Annotated in this window: 1 protein-coding gene; it reads right to left on the bottom strand. The window is 59.2% G+C overall.

Annotated features, from left to right (window positions below; all coding sequences use genetic code 11):
- Positions 1 to 26 precede the first annotated feature (26 nt).
- Complete coding sequence (locus F2S13_RS29430) at positions 27 to 16766, bottom strand: calcium-binding protein (RefSeq protein ID WP_166362084.1); 16740 nt, start codon at positions 16764 to 16766, stop codon at positions 27 to 29.
- Positions 16767 to 16812 lie beyond the last annotated feature (46 nt).

Below are 16812 nucleotides of genomic sequence, written 5' to 3'. Positions count from 1 at the left end.
TACCGCTGGTTGTGAACAACTACGCCCTAAACGATCAGATCAGTAGTATCCAACGTGGTAATCCCCGTCAGTTGAACTGTGAACTCTGCGGCGGCATCACTATCGGTATTCCCGTACAGTACGCCTGCAGAGAATTTCAATTGCCCTGCCGCCGTAAATGCGGCCGTACTGGCTATGAATGTAGTAAACGAGTTATCTGCATTCGTTGCTGTGTTGGCGTCCAGCACGGATAAATCGATTTTGTCGATGCCGCGGACAAAGTCGGTGATCACGTCTCTGGTCGAACTGGTGACACCTGTTTCCGACAGTGTGGTGAATTTAAATACATCAGCCCCCGCGCCTCCGGTCAGAATGTCCTTGCCCAGACCGCCGATGAGAATGTCATTGCCATCTCCCCCCGATAGCTGATCATTGCCGCGCCCGCCGTCCAGCAAATTATCGCCACTACTGCCCGTGAGTTTATCGGCGGAATTCGAGCCAATCAGGTTCTCGATGCCTACGACCACGTCAGCCCCGGAGATGCCGCTGGCAGTGGCCGCCCCTGAATCATTCAACGTCAAGGTCACACCGCTTTGGCCTCTGGGCGTTGCGAAGGTATAGGCAAGGGTATCGACGCCAGCACCGCCATTGATGATATTGACGCCGTTCCCGGCATAGATCAGGTTATCCAGCTCATTGCCGGTGATATTGGATGCGCCCGTCGCAAAAATACGCGCATTTTCGACATTATCGCCCAAGGTGACAGTGCCGTTTTCCAGATAGCTGTAAACGGTATCCAGCCCCCCTGTACTGCGGCTGGCGTTGGTTTCCAGCACGCTGTCATTGGCGTTATCCACGTAATAAATATCGTCGCCCTCCCCGCCAATCATGGAGTCGGCGCCTGTGCCGCCATTCAGGGTGTCATTGCCGACACCACCCTCCAATATGTCGTTGCCGGCGCCCCCATTCAGCAGGTTGTCCAGTCCGTTCCCGGTGATCACGTTGTTCAGTCCGTTGCCCGTTCCTGAAATGGCCGGACCGACAAGCACGAGGTTTTCGACATTATTGCCAAGGGTGTAATCAGCAGCAGAAGACTGAACGGTATCCGTACCCTGCCCACTCAACTCAGTCACGATGTCACGACTGTCGTCGATCAAATAGCGGTCATCACCCTGACCGCCAACCAGGGTGTCACGCCCGGCACCACCGTCCAGCGTGTCATTGCCGGCACCGCCGGTCAGAATGTTTCTGCCACTGTTGCCGGTCAACAGATTGTCGAGGTCATTGCCGGTACCGTTGAGGCTGGACGTGCCTTTCAAAAGCAGGTCTTCGAGATTGGCCCCCAGGATGTAGTTGATGCTGGCCTCCACCAGGTCTCGGCCGCCGTCAGGATTTTCGATGACCACATCCCCCGCAGCATTGACCACATAGCGGTCATTACCTGCACCGCCGTACATCCGGTCATTACCGATACCGCCGTCCAGGGTGTCGTTCCCTGCTCCACCCACCAGTTGATCGTTCCCCGCCCCGCCATTGAGCAGGTCATCGCCATCAAAACCGTAGAGCACATCGTTACCGGTGGTTCCGGTTACGGTATCAGGGCTGTTGCTACCCACCTGGCTACCTGAGACCGGGGTGATGCCGAGCAGGAACTCATCGCTGACTGTCAGGCCGGCCGGATCGCTGACGGTGACCCGAATGTTGAAGCTCCCGACATCAGGAATGGCCGGATTACCGGAAAGCGTTCTGGTGCTCACGTCGAATTGCAACCAGGCGGGCAAGGGAGCACCGTCGGTCAACGTCGCCGCATAGCTCAGAACATCGCCATCCCGGTCAGTAAAGGTGCCTGCCGGGAGGGTGAATGTGAACGCAGCGCCGGACGCAAAAACCCTGTCTGCCAAGGGCGTGCTCACGATGGGCGCAGTATTGATGTCGGCGGCCGCCACAGCGACCGTCACGTTAGCGCTATTGCTGTTGGCCTGCCCGTCGCTGGTGGTGTAACTGAAGCTCGCCGCTCCGACGAAGTCCGTGGCAGGTGTGAAGCTGACGTTGCCATCGGCGTCGAGCAGCACTGTGCCGCCGCTGCCGCTGGAGACCGAAACAATGACCAGGGGGGCGCCTTCAACATCGCTATCGTTGCCCAGCAACTGCGCAGCGGTGTAGGTCACCGGCGTGTTTTCAGTTGCAGTCAGGGTGTCGGGATTGGCCTGCGGAGCATCGTTGACCGGTGTCAGGTCCAGCGTTGCGCTGCCTGCAATGTTCAGGCTGCCGTCGCTGAGGGTATAGCTGAAGGTGACGGCGCTGTCGTCGTTGAGGGCGGGCGTATAGCTCCAGCTTCCGTCCAGGTTGTCGATCAGGCTGCCGCTGCCCGAGGCAATGGCCAGGGCACTGGCCGTCAGGGCATCGCCATCGATGTCGCTGGCGTTGGCCAGCAGCTCGGCCTGGGTGATCAGGCGCGGGACGCTGTCCTCGGCGATGGCAGTCAGGGTGATCGGCGTGGTGGTCGGGACATCGTTGACCGCTGCGAGGTTATAGCGCTGCACCGCGTTCGCGCTGCCGCCCTTGCCGTCGACGACGACATAGCTCAACGCCACCGGACCGTTGTAATCGGCCGTAGGTGTGATGGTCCAGGTGCCATCGCCATTGTTGGCAACCGCGCCGTGGTCGGATACCAGGTTGGCGACAGAAAGCGCATCGCCATCCACATCGGTGAACCCGGTCAGCAGTGCTGCGATGCTGACGATGTAAGCCGTATCCTCGCTGCCGTCTGGCAATACGGCGCTGGCGGTCCCGGTCGGTGCAGTATTGGCATTGCCCGATACATGCACGAGGAGATCTGCTTGTGCAGGCACCGCTTCGGTATTGCCCGTATGGTCACTGGCGACAGAGTAGAACGCATAGGAATGCCCCGCCTGCCCGACATACGTGGCGCTGGTCAGCGTCGTGTTTTCAAGCCAGGGGGTGTACGCACCATTATTGTCGGAAACGTAAACCGTGTAGCCCGCCAGGCCTGACCCCGTGTCATCGCCACTCCAGCTCACGTCGAATTCGGTGCTCTGGACGGTTCGTTCCGCCGGGCTGCCAGTGGCGGCGGCAGTGTCCATCTGACTGGAGGGCAGCAAGGCATCGATGGTGTTGAAAATGGCCGGCGTGTCGATGGGCTCGTTGGTGTCGAAAATGATGGTTGCCTTGGCATCAATAACCGCGCCCGTTGCGGCACCCGCGGCCGGCTTGACGATGAAATTCACATAACCTTCGCCGATGCCGTCGGCATTATTTGGCGGCAGAAAGCCGACGGTGGGGTTGTCGGGTTGTTCGCCTGTGTTCGGGTCGATTGCCGTCAGCGTCCAGAAGGCCTGATGGCTTTGAACGTCGATCCCGGCCACGACGTCGACCAGGAAACCCTTGGTGGCGGTCAGGTCGATACGGTTGACGTAGAAGGCGACGCCTTCGGGGACCTGAATGTCGATGTCGCCCCAGCCAAAGTCGCCGAGGCGGAAGCTGTTGACGCCTATGTCGGCATCCAGTGCGAGCGTGATGGTGACTTGCCGGGCCGGCGCAGTTGCGGTTGGCTGGTTCTCGAAACGGATGGTGTAGGGTAAGGCGTCGTTGCTGTTGACCCAGTGCTGGTCGCCGTAGCCGTCCGGGCCGATGATGTCGTTGGGGTCGGAGGGGGCGATGATTCTCGTAGAACCATTGACCTGAATATTCCAATGCTCGAATGTTTCTCCGATTGATTGCCCAAAATATATATCATCCGCAACAAGGATCGCATTTATTTCTGCATCATTCCAAAGTGTTTTTACATGGCGAAAATCTTTATCAATTATCGCCCAGCCAATTTTTGCGAGTGGATAAAGCAAACGTGGCGGAATCCCTGTCTCCTTCGAGTACGCTGTTAATGTCAATGCCCAATCTAAATCAACGCCACCATAATCACTGGTGATTCCACCCAAACCTGATACAGGATCATCTTTTTCGTCAAAATTTACCAGATACCAAGAGTTAGCTCCTCTCGTCGCACCTCTCAGACCAAACTCAGAAATTGGGGCTGGATTATATGTATTTGCAGCACTAGCGGTCCCGTTCAGGGACTCAAAGTTAAGTAATTCCTGCAGCCTTTCCGCTCTCTCATCCGGAGATAAATTAGCATTTTGCCTACTTTCTAAACCAAGTGGATCATTAAGGAGAACGGGGTTGTTCATGGCGTAATTTGTTAGATTTAATAATGACCCGTAAATATCTAGAGGATCATTGGAAATAAACTTAGAGGTGTCAGACGAGTAAAATCTAGCTCGCATAAAATCTAGCCCATTGCCCTCATCCATTACCCCCCACTGGCCAACATACTCAAACGGATTGGCAACGGTTTCACTGGTGCTCAGACTCTCGCCAAACGGCATATAACGATACTGATTGACATAAGCGCCATTGGTATTAGTTAAGCCCATCGTCGAGCCAATCGCATCGAAGTCGTAATAACTGACACCGTTCGCGGCACTAATCAGGCTTTCCAGCCCCACCCCATAGCTATAAACGGCCAGCTGGTTGCCCGCTACATCGTATTCGGCCGCCACATTCACCATGCCGATCGGGTCGAGCTGGTAGTCGGTGCGTATACCGCTGTGGATGCTGGCAATACGATTGCCGAGTGCATCGTACTCATACGCCCAGCTATCTCCCGGCATGGCGACACTTATCAGGCGGTTCTCAGCGTCGTAGCCGTAGGTGGTGGTGATGCCGTTTGCGGTCTTGCTTTGCAGGTTGCCGTCAGCATCGTAGGCGAAAGTCGCGTTGCCGGACTGGGTGTATTGGTTGAGGTTGTTGGTGACGTAATTGTCGGTACTGCCATTGTCACTGACCGAGAGTCGGTTACCGGCGGCATCGTAGCGGTACTCGATGTGTCGGCCGTCCGGTAGAGAGACGCCGGTCAGTTGGCCGATGGCGTCGTAGTCGTAATGAGTGTTGCCGTCCAGTGTAGAAACATCGGTGCGGCGCCCCATCACATCGTAGCTGTAGTCGAAGCGCGAGTTGACCGTGCCATCGGCCTTGAAGTTGACCAAGTGGGTGAGTTGACCGGCGGCGTCGTACTGGTAGCTGGTATAGGTGCCATTGCCGTTGTCGCCCCGGGCCAGGTGGCCGGTGTTGTCGTAGCTGTAGCGGGCGATCAGGTTGCCGGCGCCGTCGGTCAGCTCGGCCAGTTGGCCGTCGGCGTTGTAGCTGTAGTGAGTGACGTGGCCAGCCTGGTCGACCATTTGGGTGCGGTGGCCGGCCGTATCATAGCTGTAGCTCAGGAAACGACCGGCCGCGTCGGTGACCTTGATCAGGCGGTCGGCCGCGTCGTACTGGTAGGCGGTATGGCTGTCGGCGTCGGTGGCGCTGGTCAGGTTGCCGCGGGCGTCCCAGGTGTAGCTGGCGCTGCTGCCATCGGCATAGGTCTTGGTGATGAGCTGCCCGCGAGCGTCGTAGCTGTAGCTGATACCGTCGCCGCTGCGATTGAGCGAGCCGGTGAGATGGCCCTGAGCGTCGTAGCTGTAGGTTTTGCTGCTGCCGTCGGCATAAGCGATCTTGTTCAAGTTGCCGTGATCATCGTAGCCATAGCCGATGGCGTTGCCACGCTGGTCAGTGACGTTGGCCAGCTTGCCGAAACCGCTTTCGTAGCTGAATTTGACCTGGCCACCCAGGGCGTCCTGGACCGAGACAGGGCTACCGTCGGCATCGTATACGAGGCTGCTAGCGGTACCATCGGGATTGACGATGCCGGTCAGGTTGCCGTCGGCGTCGTACCGCAACTGGCTGACATGGCCCTGGGCGTCTTCGATCTGCGCTACCTGGCCTCGGTCATTGAAGAGCACATGGGTGACCGCGCCGCTGGCATCGGTGATGGTGATGCCATTGGCGCTGTCATAGGCGTAGCTGTACACAACCGCACCGGTGCTGTAGTGGCTCAGGCGCCCCTGGATGTCGTATGCAAAATGCTGCACCAGGCCATCGGCCTGGGTAATGGCGCTGACCATGCCAAAGGAGGCACCTGGTGCCGTTACATAGTCGTAATGGGTAGTGCCGTTGGCTGTGGTGATATCGGTCAGCAAGGTATTGCTGGGGTCGTAAGTGTAGGTAACGGCGTGGCCTGCTTGATCGGTCATACCGGTCAGGCGGCCGGCAGCGTTGTAGGTGAAACTCAAGCTATCGCCGTTGCTGGCAACAACCTGGCTCAGATGCCCATTGTTGTAGGAGGCAAGGAGTTGGTTGCCATTGCTGTCGGTGATGCTGTTGAAGCTGCCGTCCGGGTTGAAGGCAGTCTCGGTACCATCCTGCTGGTGCAGGAAGAAGGCACTGCCAATTTGGATGAGTTGCGCAGTACCGGCGCCAAGAAAGCTACCATCGGCCTGATGGGCAAAATTGACCTGAACACTACCCTGTCGGATGACGACATCGCCGTTGGCTTGCTGGGTAGCGGTGATGTCCCAATTGAAGGTATGGCCGCTGCCGAGAACACCCGGCAGGGCGGGACGCAGCAAGGCGCCATTGGCGGTGGCTTGGGCGTACTCCATGCCGAACAGGGCGCCGACATTGTTGCTAACCCCTTCAATTTGATCCAGGCGAGTGGCATTCTCGGCCAGGGCGTTCTGGTAGTCGGTGGTGGTGGCCCCCAGTTGCTCGATGAGGTTGATCTTGAGCTGGGCCCAGGAAGCCTCATCGATGCCAGCCGGTCTTACGGCCTCCAATTGAGCATTCCAGTCGATGGCCTCGTCCGGCGTCATGCTGGAGACGCCGATGTTGACCGCACCTCGGCCGACGAAATTCGGCCGGAAGTACAGCTGGATGCTGCCTTCGGCCCCGGGGCTGAAGATACCCGCCGGCCCCTCCTCGTTGATCGCCAGGAACTGCAGGCTGGTACCACCGAACTCCGCATCTTCCGGCAGCTTCAGCAACGCATTACCGGAAACGTTGAGCAGCGGTGCAGTGGCGTCCGTCTCGCCGACGTTCTTGTAAACGATGCGCACGACTCCGCTACGCCCAACCAACAGCGCCGAAGGCATCTCGACGCCATACTCGACGTGGCCGAGGGCGCCGGTGTTGACGGTAAAGCCATCGTTCAACAGCGCGGTCCGGGCACCGTCCGATAGCTTGAGGTCGTAGGCTTCGGTGGCCAGGCCGGTCAGATCAAAGGTCGCCCATAGCTCGGTACTGTCCTTCCAGAGTATCTGGCTGGCAGTGTGCGCCACCCCGTCACTGCCCACCAGTTGGGCTGTGGTCTGTTCGGTGAATTTGGCGCCGTCGATGCGCAGGGTGACTTTGCCCTTGTTGCTGCCGGCGTGGGTGCCAATGTCGGTAATCGAAAACTGCATGATGTCGGCCGCCAGGGTGTAGGGGGCCGGTGAGTAGGTCTTCACTTCGTTCAGCGGATTGATCCGCTCGACCATATTCGCATCCGGGCTATAGGCCATGATGTAGTAGGTGCCGGCGTGGGTGTTGGCGACCACCAGGCTCTGGTCAGGCGAGTCGGCCAGCGTAAAGGCAAAGTCGAACGCGGACCGGGTCGGCATATGGCCATAGCTGACATACAACTCGGTGTGGCCGCTGGCTGCCAGGCTGTCATAGGCAAATTTCAGCGTCTCGCCTGCTGCCACATCGACCCGGTAGAAGGCTTGGCCCGCTTGTGGTTTGGCGTATACGCCCTCCTCCAGCAAGGTGTCGGTGACCGGGTTGCCCGGGGTCAGCGTCGGTACATCGACATGAACCGTTTCGGTGGAAACGAACTGGTTGTTGCCCTCATTGGTTTCGGTTTGTTGATTGCGGATATCGCTGCGGACAATGACGTAGTAGTCGCCCGGCAGCAGGCCGGGCATTTCGCCGGTGGCGGTTTGTGAATAGTGGCTGCCACCATCGACTGGCCCGCTGCCATCGATCCGGGCAAACAAGGCGTCGTTGACGTCCCAGACTTTATCTTTGGACAGATACACCGCATCACGCCAAGTCCCGGTTGCGGTGTTGCCGCTCAGGTTGGCAACGGTATAGGTGATGCTGGCAAGGCTGCCGGCGACGCCGAGCGTTGGCACCGCAATGGCCGTAGGGGCAAAGTCCACTGGCGGCGGCAAGGCGATCTGCAGAGGTTGGCTGCCAGGCGTGACGTTATTGGCCTCGGCGTTGCGCTCGTATATGTCATTCCTGCTGTCGACCATGCCAAACAGGTAGTACTGACCAGCTACGCCTTTGGGTATCTGGAAACTCTGGCCGAACGACACCGTGCCGTTTGCTGCCAGCAAGGATTGATAATCGGTATAGCCCAGGAAAATGTCGCTACTGCGATCGAACACCGGATCCAGTGACAGATAGAAGGATTGTCGCCACCCGGCTTGCGTCGCCACACTGCTCTGATTCTCGACGTCCCAGTTAACCGTAATGTTCTGGCCACTGATGGTATTGCCGGTTACATGCAGATTCTGCATGACGAGATCCGGTGTGGGGCTCAGGGCAATGGTGGTGAGCGTGGCGCTGATCGCCGAATTGTTCGCAAGTTGGCCCCCTTCGGGGATAGCCCCTTGGGTGTCGGTCCGTACGAACGTCCAGTAATCGCCTTGCAGGTCGATGGGCAGATCAATACTGACCGAACGATGCTCCTGTTGCTGGGCACCCAGTACACCGACGTGCTGGGCCGCAAAGAAGCTCAGGTCATCAGCGTTACCCAGTATGGTGTCCTTCGATAGCACAACCTGATCGAACCATGGAATTCCCGCCACGAAGTTGGTCGGCCCAGGCCCCTGATTGCTGACCGTATAATTGACGATGAAGCGCTGCCCGGAATTGGCGGCCGCGGCAGTGGTGACTGCGGAAACCTGCAGATCGGCGGGCCAGGGTTGGACCTCAACCGTGGCAGGGGTGCCGTTATTGTTTTCGCCGGCACCTTCGTAAACGACATTCGGAAGATCGCCATTGTCAGTCACGACAAATAGCTTCGAATCCCCCGTCCATTCGGCCGGCAGGGTGACGATAGTGCTTGCGGAATAGCTTTCGCCTGCATCCAGCAGGCCTGCATGCTGAATCTGGGCCAGCGTGCGATCGTCCTCATTGCCCAGTACCGAATCCCTGGACAGAACGATCCTGTCACCCCAGGTATTGACGATGCTGTCGCCCAACCCCTGATTGGTCACCGTCCAATTGACCCTCAGCCCCCCGCCCTGGAGAACGGTAGCAGGAACACTGACGGCGCTGACGACCAGATCGGCCGGCATGGAAACGACCGCAATCGGGGCGGAGGCCAGGACGTTGTTTGCATTGTCCAGTTCAAAGACGCTGTTGCGACTGTCGGCACTGGCGATCAGGTAATAGCTACCGGAAATGCCGTTAGGCAAGGTGGCTGTGAAATTCTGGACATACTGGTCGCCGATACTGAGGGTGCCGGTACGATGCAAGTCGGTCGGACTCAGCTTGATATCGTTGGCGTCAAGGGTCGTGTCACTGGACAGGTAGACGGTGTCGTACCAGCCGCTGACCGCCGGGGCACTCAGGCCGTTATTGACCACGGCGAAACTGATGTTGAGGCTATGGCCAGCAACAGCCGGTCCGGACGCGCTGATGGATAGCGGCTGCAAGTCCGGTGGCGGAGTCAGGCGTACCAGGGTCGGTTCACTGTCAAACGCCTTGTCATTCGATTGCAGGGGATTGCTGACGCCCGGTGCCGGCGTGAGCCGGACGAAGAAATAGGCGTCGCCTGAATAACCGCTCGGCAACACCACATTCATGCTGGTTGCAAACAGGCTTTGGTGGTTGGGAGCCGGCAATGAAGAGATCGGTGAGCTCGCGGAGCTTATCGCGTCGTTCGATACGCTTCCCGTGCCAGCCGGCGTCGCGCTGATTGTGCCAAACGATACGATCCGGCCCCCGCCCCCACTCGACGCACTGCCCTGCCCGGTCTGGCTAGTAAGAAGGAGCGCGTTCGGGTCATAAAACGATTGCACGACGGTATGCAACAGTATGTCGCTGTTATCCAGCACGTTGTCCGTCGAGAAGAACACCTGGGCCGCCCAAGTCCCGGACTTCGGATTCCATGAAATAGGGGTCTCGCCAACATTGCTGACGGAGTACCTGATGTTCACCACCTGGTCCGAAAATGCCTGGGCAGGTGCACTCACCAGTTCAACTTGCAGATCGGACTGTTGCGCCAGGGGTATTGGCTGGATGTCGATCACTGGGCTAGCCAGTAGATTGTCGGTTTCGTGGCCTATTTCCAGCAGGTTTTGGCGGGAATCGGCCTGTACCAGGATATGGAAGTTGCCCTGCAGATTACTCGGGACTGTAAAGGTCGCCTGGTTGACGTAGGACTCGCCAATGCCCAGGTAGCTGGGGTTCTGCACATGCCCCAGTAACAGGTCGGTATTGAATGCCCCGGTATCCAGCTTGTCATCGGTCGACAGCCAGATAGCATCGGTCCAGGTCGGTGATGTGGTCGGGCTGGTACCGGTATTCTTGACCACCCATTCGACGGTAATCGTATTGCCCTGAAGAACGGATGTCGGGGCTGTGATGCGGTCGACGATCAGATTGGGGCTGGGTGGCAGGCTGAAATGGATCAGTGAGCTCGACGCTGTGACGTTATTGGCTTCACCGATCCCACCTTCCGGCACTGTATTAGCCGCATCTGTGACAACGACGAAACGGTAGTCACCCACAGCATCGAGCGGTACCTGGACTGACTGTATGCGTTGAAGTGAAGCGTTCGGATCCAGCGTGCCAGTAAAGCTGAACTCACCCAGGAGACGGTCAAACTCTGGGGTATTGGGATCATCCAGATAGACCAGGTCGCGCCAGGTACCGTCGAGCGGGGCCTCGCCGTGATTGGTGACTGTCCAGACAAGCTCAATCGGCATTCCGGTATTTGCCGAACTGGTCGGGTAACGGGACGAGACCTGGCTGACGACCAGATCGCCGTCGACATTTCTAACTGTGACGGTCAAATCCTGATCTACGCTCAGGCCCCCTTGATCGGTCGAACGAACCCTTATGGCATGGGTCGGATTGGTTTCGAAGTCGATGAGACTGGCGTTGGCTACCAGAATCTCGCTCCCACGCAGCGAGAAACGGCCACCGGCGTCATCGAGCAGCAGATAACTGAATTGTGTGTCGTGATCGGGGTCTGCCGTACTCAGGCTGCCCACCAATTCGCCATCGACACCTGATTCGTAGATACCAGCAGACGTTAGCGAGACGGCCGAAGGTTGCTCGTTGACGTTGTTGATGCCAATGGTCAGGGTTTTATCGAAACTCAGTCCCGTGCTGTCGGTGGCACGGACCTGAATGTTGTGAGCAACTGCGCTTTCGTGATCCAGAAGGCTGCCATTGCCGACCTGCAATTGATTATTGACCAGCACAAAGCGGCCATTGGCATCGTCAAGTAGTTGGAATGTCTGCTCGTCACCATTGTCAGGATCGGTGGCCGAAAGCGTTCCAATCACCGTTCCAGAGGCAGCGTTTTCGTCGACGGACGCCACATCCAGCAGAATATCGGCTGGTGCTTCAGGCAGGTTGACAACGATCAGGGCAAAATCGCTGCTGGCCTGAGCGCCGGCATTGTCCGTCGCAACCACTCTGACATTGATAGTGCCGATGTCGGGATCATCAGGCGTACCGGTGAATGTTCGTGTAGCTGCATCGAAATGCAGCCAGGCCGGAAGGGCCGAACCCGCAGCAAGGATCGCGGTGTAGCCGAGCGTGTCTGCTGCGTCCTGATCGACGAAGGTGGTCGCAGGTACGGTAAAGCTGAAAGGCTGGCTGTCGGTTGCCGTTTGGGCGGCAATGGGCTGAGCCGCTATCGGTGCGTGATTGAGGGTGCCAATTGTCAGGGTGAACGTATCTGCGACACTGGCACCAGCTGCGTCGGTTGCGGTTACGTTCAGGTCGAGCGAGCCGGCATCTCCAGCGCCGGGAGTGCCGGAAAACTTACGGGTAGTCGGATCGAAGTTCAACCAGGTCGGTAGAGGTGCGCCGTCCGCCAGCGTTGCGACGTAACTCAATGAATCGCCAACATCGACATCAAGGAAGGTGTTCGCTGGAACCGTGTAACTGAAAGGCTGGCCTTCCGATGCCGTCTGATTGGGAATGGCAATCTGTACGACAGGCGCGTCATTGACGTTGGCCACGGTCAGGGTGAACGTGGCCGCGACGCTGGCGCCAAGGTTATCGATAGCATTGATTCGAATACTGAGCGTGGCCACATCGGCATTCGCCGGGGTGCCGCTTAGCGTACGAGTCGCGTCGTCGAAATGTAGCCAGACGGGAAGCGCCGAACCATCGGCCATGTTTGCCGTGTAACGCAGGATGTCGCCGGCATCCGCGTCAGTGAAGGTGGTGACGGGGAAAACCAGACTGAATGCCTGATCCTCTACGGCAGACTGATCGGCAATCGGTTGTGCCACCGTAGGCGTGTGATTGTTGCCAATTGAGGCTGCGGTCCATACCGTGCCGTCGGCGAATTCGATGCGCTCGATCTGATATTGCGAGTTGTTTTGGGAAGGGGGCTGAAGAAACCAGTTCTGCACCGTGACCCGGTCCACCCCGTTGCTGTGGGCCAGCACGAGGTCCGTGCCGTTCTTGCTGACCAGGATGTCGCTCGGCGCAATGCCGGGGCCGAACTTCAGCACATCGGTGATCGAGTTGAAGACAAAACCTTCCTGGATCAGGTCCTGGCCGTCGCCCAGGTTGAACTCGTAGAGGTCGGCACCGCCCGTGCCGCGCAAGGTATCGTTGCCGGCGCCGCCCCGGTAGATGTTGCCTATCGAAGTAGAGAAGTCAGCCGATGAGTTCGGGCCGCCCCCGAGTACGTCATCGCCCAGTCCGCCGATCAGCGTGTCCTGGCCTGAGCCGCCATCGAGGGTGTCATTGCCATCGCCACCATCGAGGGTGTCATTGCCACCGCCGCCATCCAGCGAGTCCGCCCCCTGCCCGCCGAGCAGCGTGTCCTGACCTTCACCACCGGCAAGGGTGTCGTTGCCGTCGCCGCCATCGAGGGTGTCATTGCCGGCATCGCCGTTCAGCTTATCGGCCCCCAGCCCGCCGATCAGCAGGTCATCTCCGCCCAGGCCATTCAGCTCGTCGTCGCCATCCAGGCCGCTGAGGGTATCGGCGTAACCCGCAAGACCGGTCAGGGTGTCGGCACCCGCGGTGCCGGTCTGGGTCTGGAACGGCGCGGTGATCTGCGCGGAGGTCAACACCGTGCCATCAGCGAACTCGATGCGCTCGACCTGATACTGCGAGTTGTCTTGAAAAGGCGGCTGAAGAAACCAGTTCTGCACCGTGACCTGGTCCACCCCGTTGCTATGGGCCAGCACCAGGTCCATGCCGTTCTTGCTGATGACGATGTCGCTTGGCGCAATGCCGGGGCCGAACTTCAGCACATCGATAATCGAGCTGAAGATCATGTTTTCCTGGATCAGGTCCTGGCCGTCACCCAGATTGAACTCGTAGATGTCGGTACCGCCCGTGCCGCGCAAGGTATCGTTGCCGACACCGCCCCGGTAGATGTTGCCTATCGAGGTAGCAAAGTCAGACGAGGTGCCTCCGAGAACGTCATCGCCCAGTCCGCCGATCAGCGTGTCCTGGCCTGAGCCGCCATCGAGGGTGTCATTGCCATCGCCACCATCGAGGGTGTCATTGCCACCGCCGCCATCCAGCGAGTCCGCCCCCTGCCCGCCGAGCAGCGTGTCCTGACCTTCACCACCGGCAAGGGTGTCGTTGCCGTCGCCGCCATCGAGGGTGTCATTGCCGGCATCGCCGTTCAGCTTATCGGCCCCCAGCCCGCCGATCAGCAGGTCATCTCCGCCCAGGCCATTCAGCTCGTCGTCGCCGTCCAGGCCGCTGAGGGTATCGGCGTAACCCGCAAGACCGGTCAGGGTGTCGGCACCCGCGGTGCCGGTCTGGGTCTGGTACGGTGCGGTAATCTGCGCGGAGGTCAACACCGTGCCATCAGCGAACTCGATGCGCTCGACCTGATACTGCGAGTTGTCTTGAAAAGGCGTCTGAAGAAACCAGTTCTGCACCGTGACCTGGTCCACCCCGTTGCTATGGGCCAGCACCAGGTCCATGCCGTTCTTGCTGATGACGATGTCGCTTGGCGCAATGCCGGGGCCGAACTTCAGCACATCGATAATCGAGCTGAAGATCATGTTTTCCTGGATCAGGTCCTGGCCGTCACCCAGATTGAACTCGTAGATGTCGGTACCGCCTGTGCCGCGCAAGGTATCGTTGCCGACACCGCCCCGGTAGATGTTGCCTATCGAGGTAGCAAAGTCAGACGAGGTGCCTCCGAGAACGTCATCGCCCAGTCCGCCGATCAGCGTGTCCTGGCCTGAACCGCCATCGAGGGTGTCATTGCCATCGCCACCATCGAGGGTGTCATTGCCACCGCCGCCATCCAGCGAGTCCGCCCCCTGCCCGCCGAGCAGCGTGTCCTGACCTTCACCACCGGCAAGGGTGTCGTTGCCGTCGCCGCCATCGAGGGTGTCATTGCCGGCATCGCCGTTCAGCTTATCGGCCCCCAGCCCGCCGATCAGCAGGTCATCTCCGCCCAGGCCATTCAGCACGTCGTCGCCATCCAGGCCGCTGAGGGTATCGGCGTAACCCGCAAGACCGGTCAGGGTGTCGGCACCCGCGGTGCCGGTCTGGGTCTGGAACGGCGCGGTGATCTGCGCGGAGGTCCATACCGTGCCATCAGCGAACTCGATGCGCTCGACCTGATACTGCGAGTTGTCTTGAAAAGGCGGCTGAAGAAACCAGTTCTGCACCGTGACCTGGTCCACCCCATTGCTATGGGCCAGCACCAGGTCCATGCCGTTCTTGCTGATGACGATGTCGCTTGGCGCAATGCCGGGGCCGAACTTCAGCACATCGATAATCGCGCTGAAGATCATGTTTTCCTGGATCAGGTCCTGGCCGTCACCCAGATTGAACTCGTAGATGTCGGTACCGCCTGTGCCGCGCAAGGTATCGTTGCCGACACCGCCCCGGTAGATGTTGCCTATCGAGGTAGCAAAGTCAGACGAGGTGCCTCCGAGAACGTCATCGCCCAGTCCGCCGATCAGCGTGTCCAGGCCTGAGCCGCCATCCAGGGTGTCATCGCCATCGCCACCATCGAGGGTGTCATTGCCACCGCCGCCATCCAGCGAGTCCGCCCCCTGCCCGCCGAGCAGCGTGTCCTGACCTTCACCTCCGGCAAGGGTGTCGTTGCCGTCGCCGCCATCGAGGGTGTCATTGCCGGCATCGCCGTTCAGCGTATCGGCCCCCAGCCCGCCGATCAGCAGGTCGTCTCCGCCCAGGCCATTCAGCACGTCGTCGCCATCCAGGCCGCTGAGGGTATCGGCGTAACCCGCAAGACCGGTCAGGGTGTCGGCACCCGCGGTGCCGGTCTGGGTCTGGAACGGCGCGGTGATCTGCGCGGAGGTCCATACCGTGCCGTCAGCGAACTCGATGCGCTCGACCTGATACTGCGAGTTGTCTTGAAAAGGCGTCTGAAGAAACCAGTTCTGCACCGTGACCTGGTCCAACCCGTTGCTATGGGCCAGCACCAGGTCCATGCCGTTCTTGCTGATGACGATGTCGCTTGGCGCAATGCCGGGGCCGAACTTCAGCACATCGATAATCGCGCTGAAGATCATGTTTTCCTGGATCAGGTCCTGACCGTCACCCAGATTGAACTCGTAAATGTCGGCACCGCCCGTGCCGCGCAAGGTATCGTTGCCGGCGCCGCCCCGGTAGATGTTACCTATCGAAGTAGAGAAGTCAGCTGATGAGTTCGGGGCGCCCCCGAGTACGTCATCACCCAGTCCGCCAATCAGCGTGTCCTGGCCTGCGCCTCCATCGAGGGTGTCATTGCCGGCGCCACCATCCAGGGTGTCATTGCCATTGCCGCCATCCAGTGAGTCCGCACCCAAGCCACCGATCAGCGTATCCTGACCCTCGTCACCCTTAAGGGTATCGTTACCATCGCCGCCATCGAGGGTGTCATTGCCGGCACCGCCGTCCAGCACATCTGCACCCTGCCCGCCGTCCAGTAGGTCGTCTCCACCCAGGCCATTCAGCACATCGTCGCCATCCAGGCCGTTGAGGGTATCGGCGTAACCCGCAAGACCGGTCAGGGTGTCGGCACCCGCGGTGCCGGTCTGGGTCTGGAACGGCGCGGTGATCTGCGCGGAGGTCCACACCGTGCCGTCAGCGAACTCGATGCGCTCGACCTGATACTGCGAGTTGTCTTGAAAAGGGGTCTGAAGAAACCAGTTCTGCACCGTGACACGGTCCACCCCGTTGCTGTGGGCCAGTACCAGGTCCATGCCGTTCTTGCTGATGACGATGTCGCTTGGCGCAATGCCGGGGCCGAACTTCAGCACATCGATAATCGAGCTGAAGATCATGTTTTCCTGGATCAGGTCCTGACCGTCACCCAGATTGAACTCGTAGATGTCGGCACCGCCCGTGCCGCGCAAGGTATCGTTGCCGGCGCCGCCCCGGTAGATGTTGCCTATCGAAGTAGAGAAGTCAGCCGATGAGTTCGGGGCGCCCCCAAGTACGTCATCACCCAGTCCGCCAATCAGCGTGTCCTGGCCTGCGCCTCCATCGAGGGTGTCATTGCCGGCGCCACCATCCAGGGTGTCATTGCCGTCGCCGCCAAACAAAAGGTCGTTGCCACCACGACCTGTAAGCGTATCACTACCTCCATTTCCATTAATTTCGTAGTCTGCATCGTCCGGCGCGATCAGGTTGTCAGAAGAGGGAGTACCATCAATTCTGGTTGCCATTTCCTGTTTCCTCGCTTTTTCGATGGTCTTACTGAAGCCAGACTCC

The sequence above is a fragment of the Pseudomonas akapageensis genome (genome assembly GCF_011355085.1).
GTDB classification, from domain to species: Bacteria; Pseudomonadota; Gammaproteobacteria; order Pseudomonadales; family Pseudomonadaceae; genus Aquipseudomonas; species Aquipseudomonas akapageensis.
This window is presented reverse-complemented; position numbering and strand designations above follow the sequence as displayed.

Bases quoted from the DNA above. Each gene is read 5' to 3' on its own strand.
- F2S13_RS29430 (WP_166362084.1), bottom strand. From the start codon at position 16,766: ATGGCAACCAGAATTGATGGTACTCCCTCTTCTGACAACCTGATCGCG.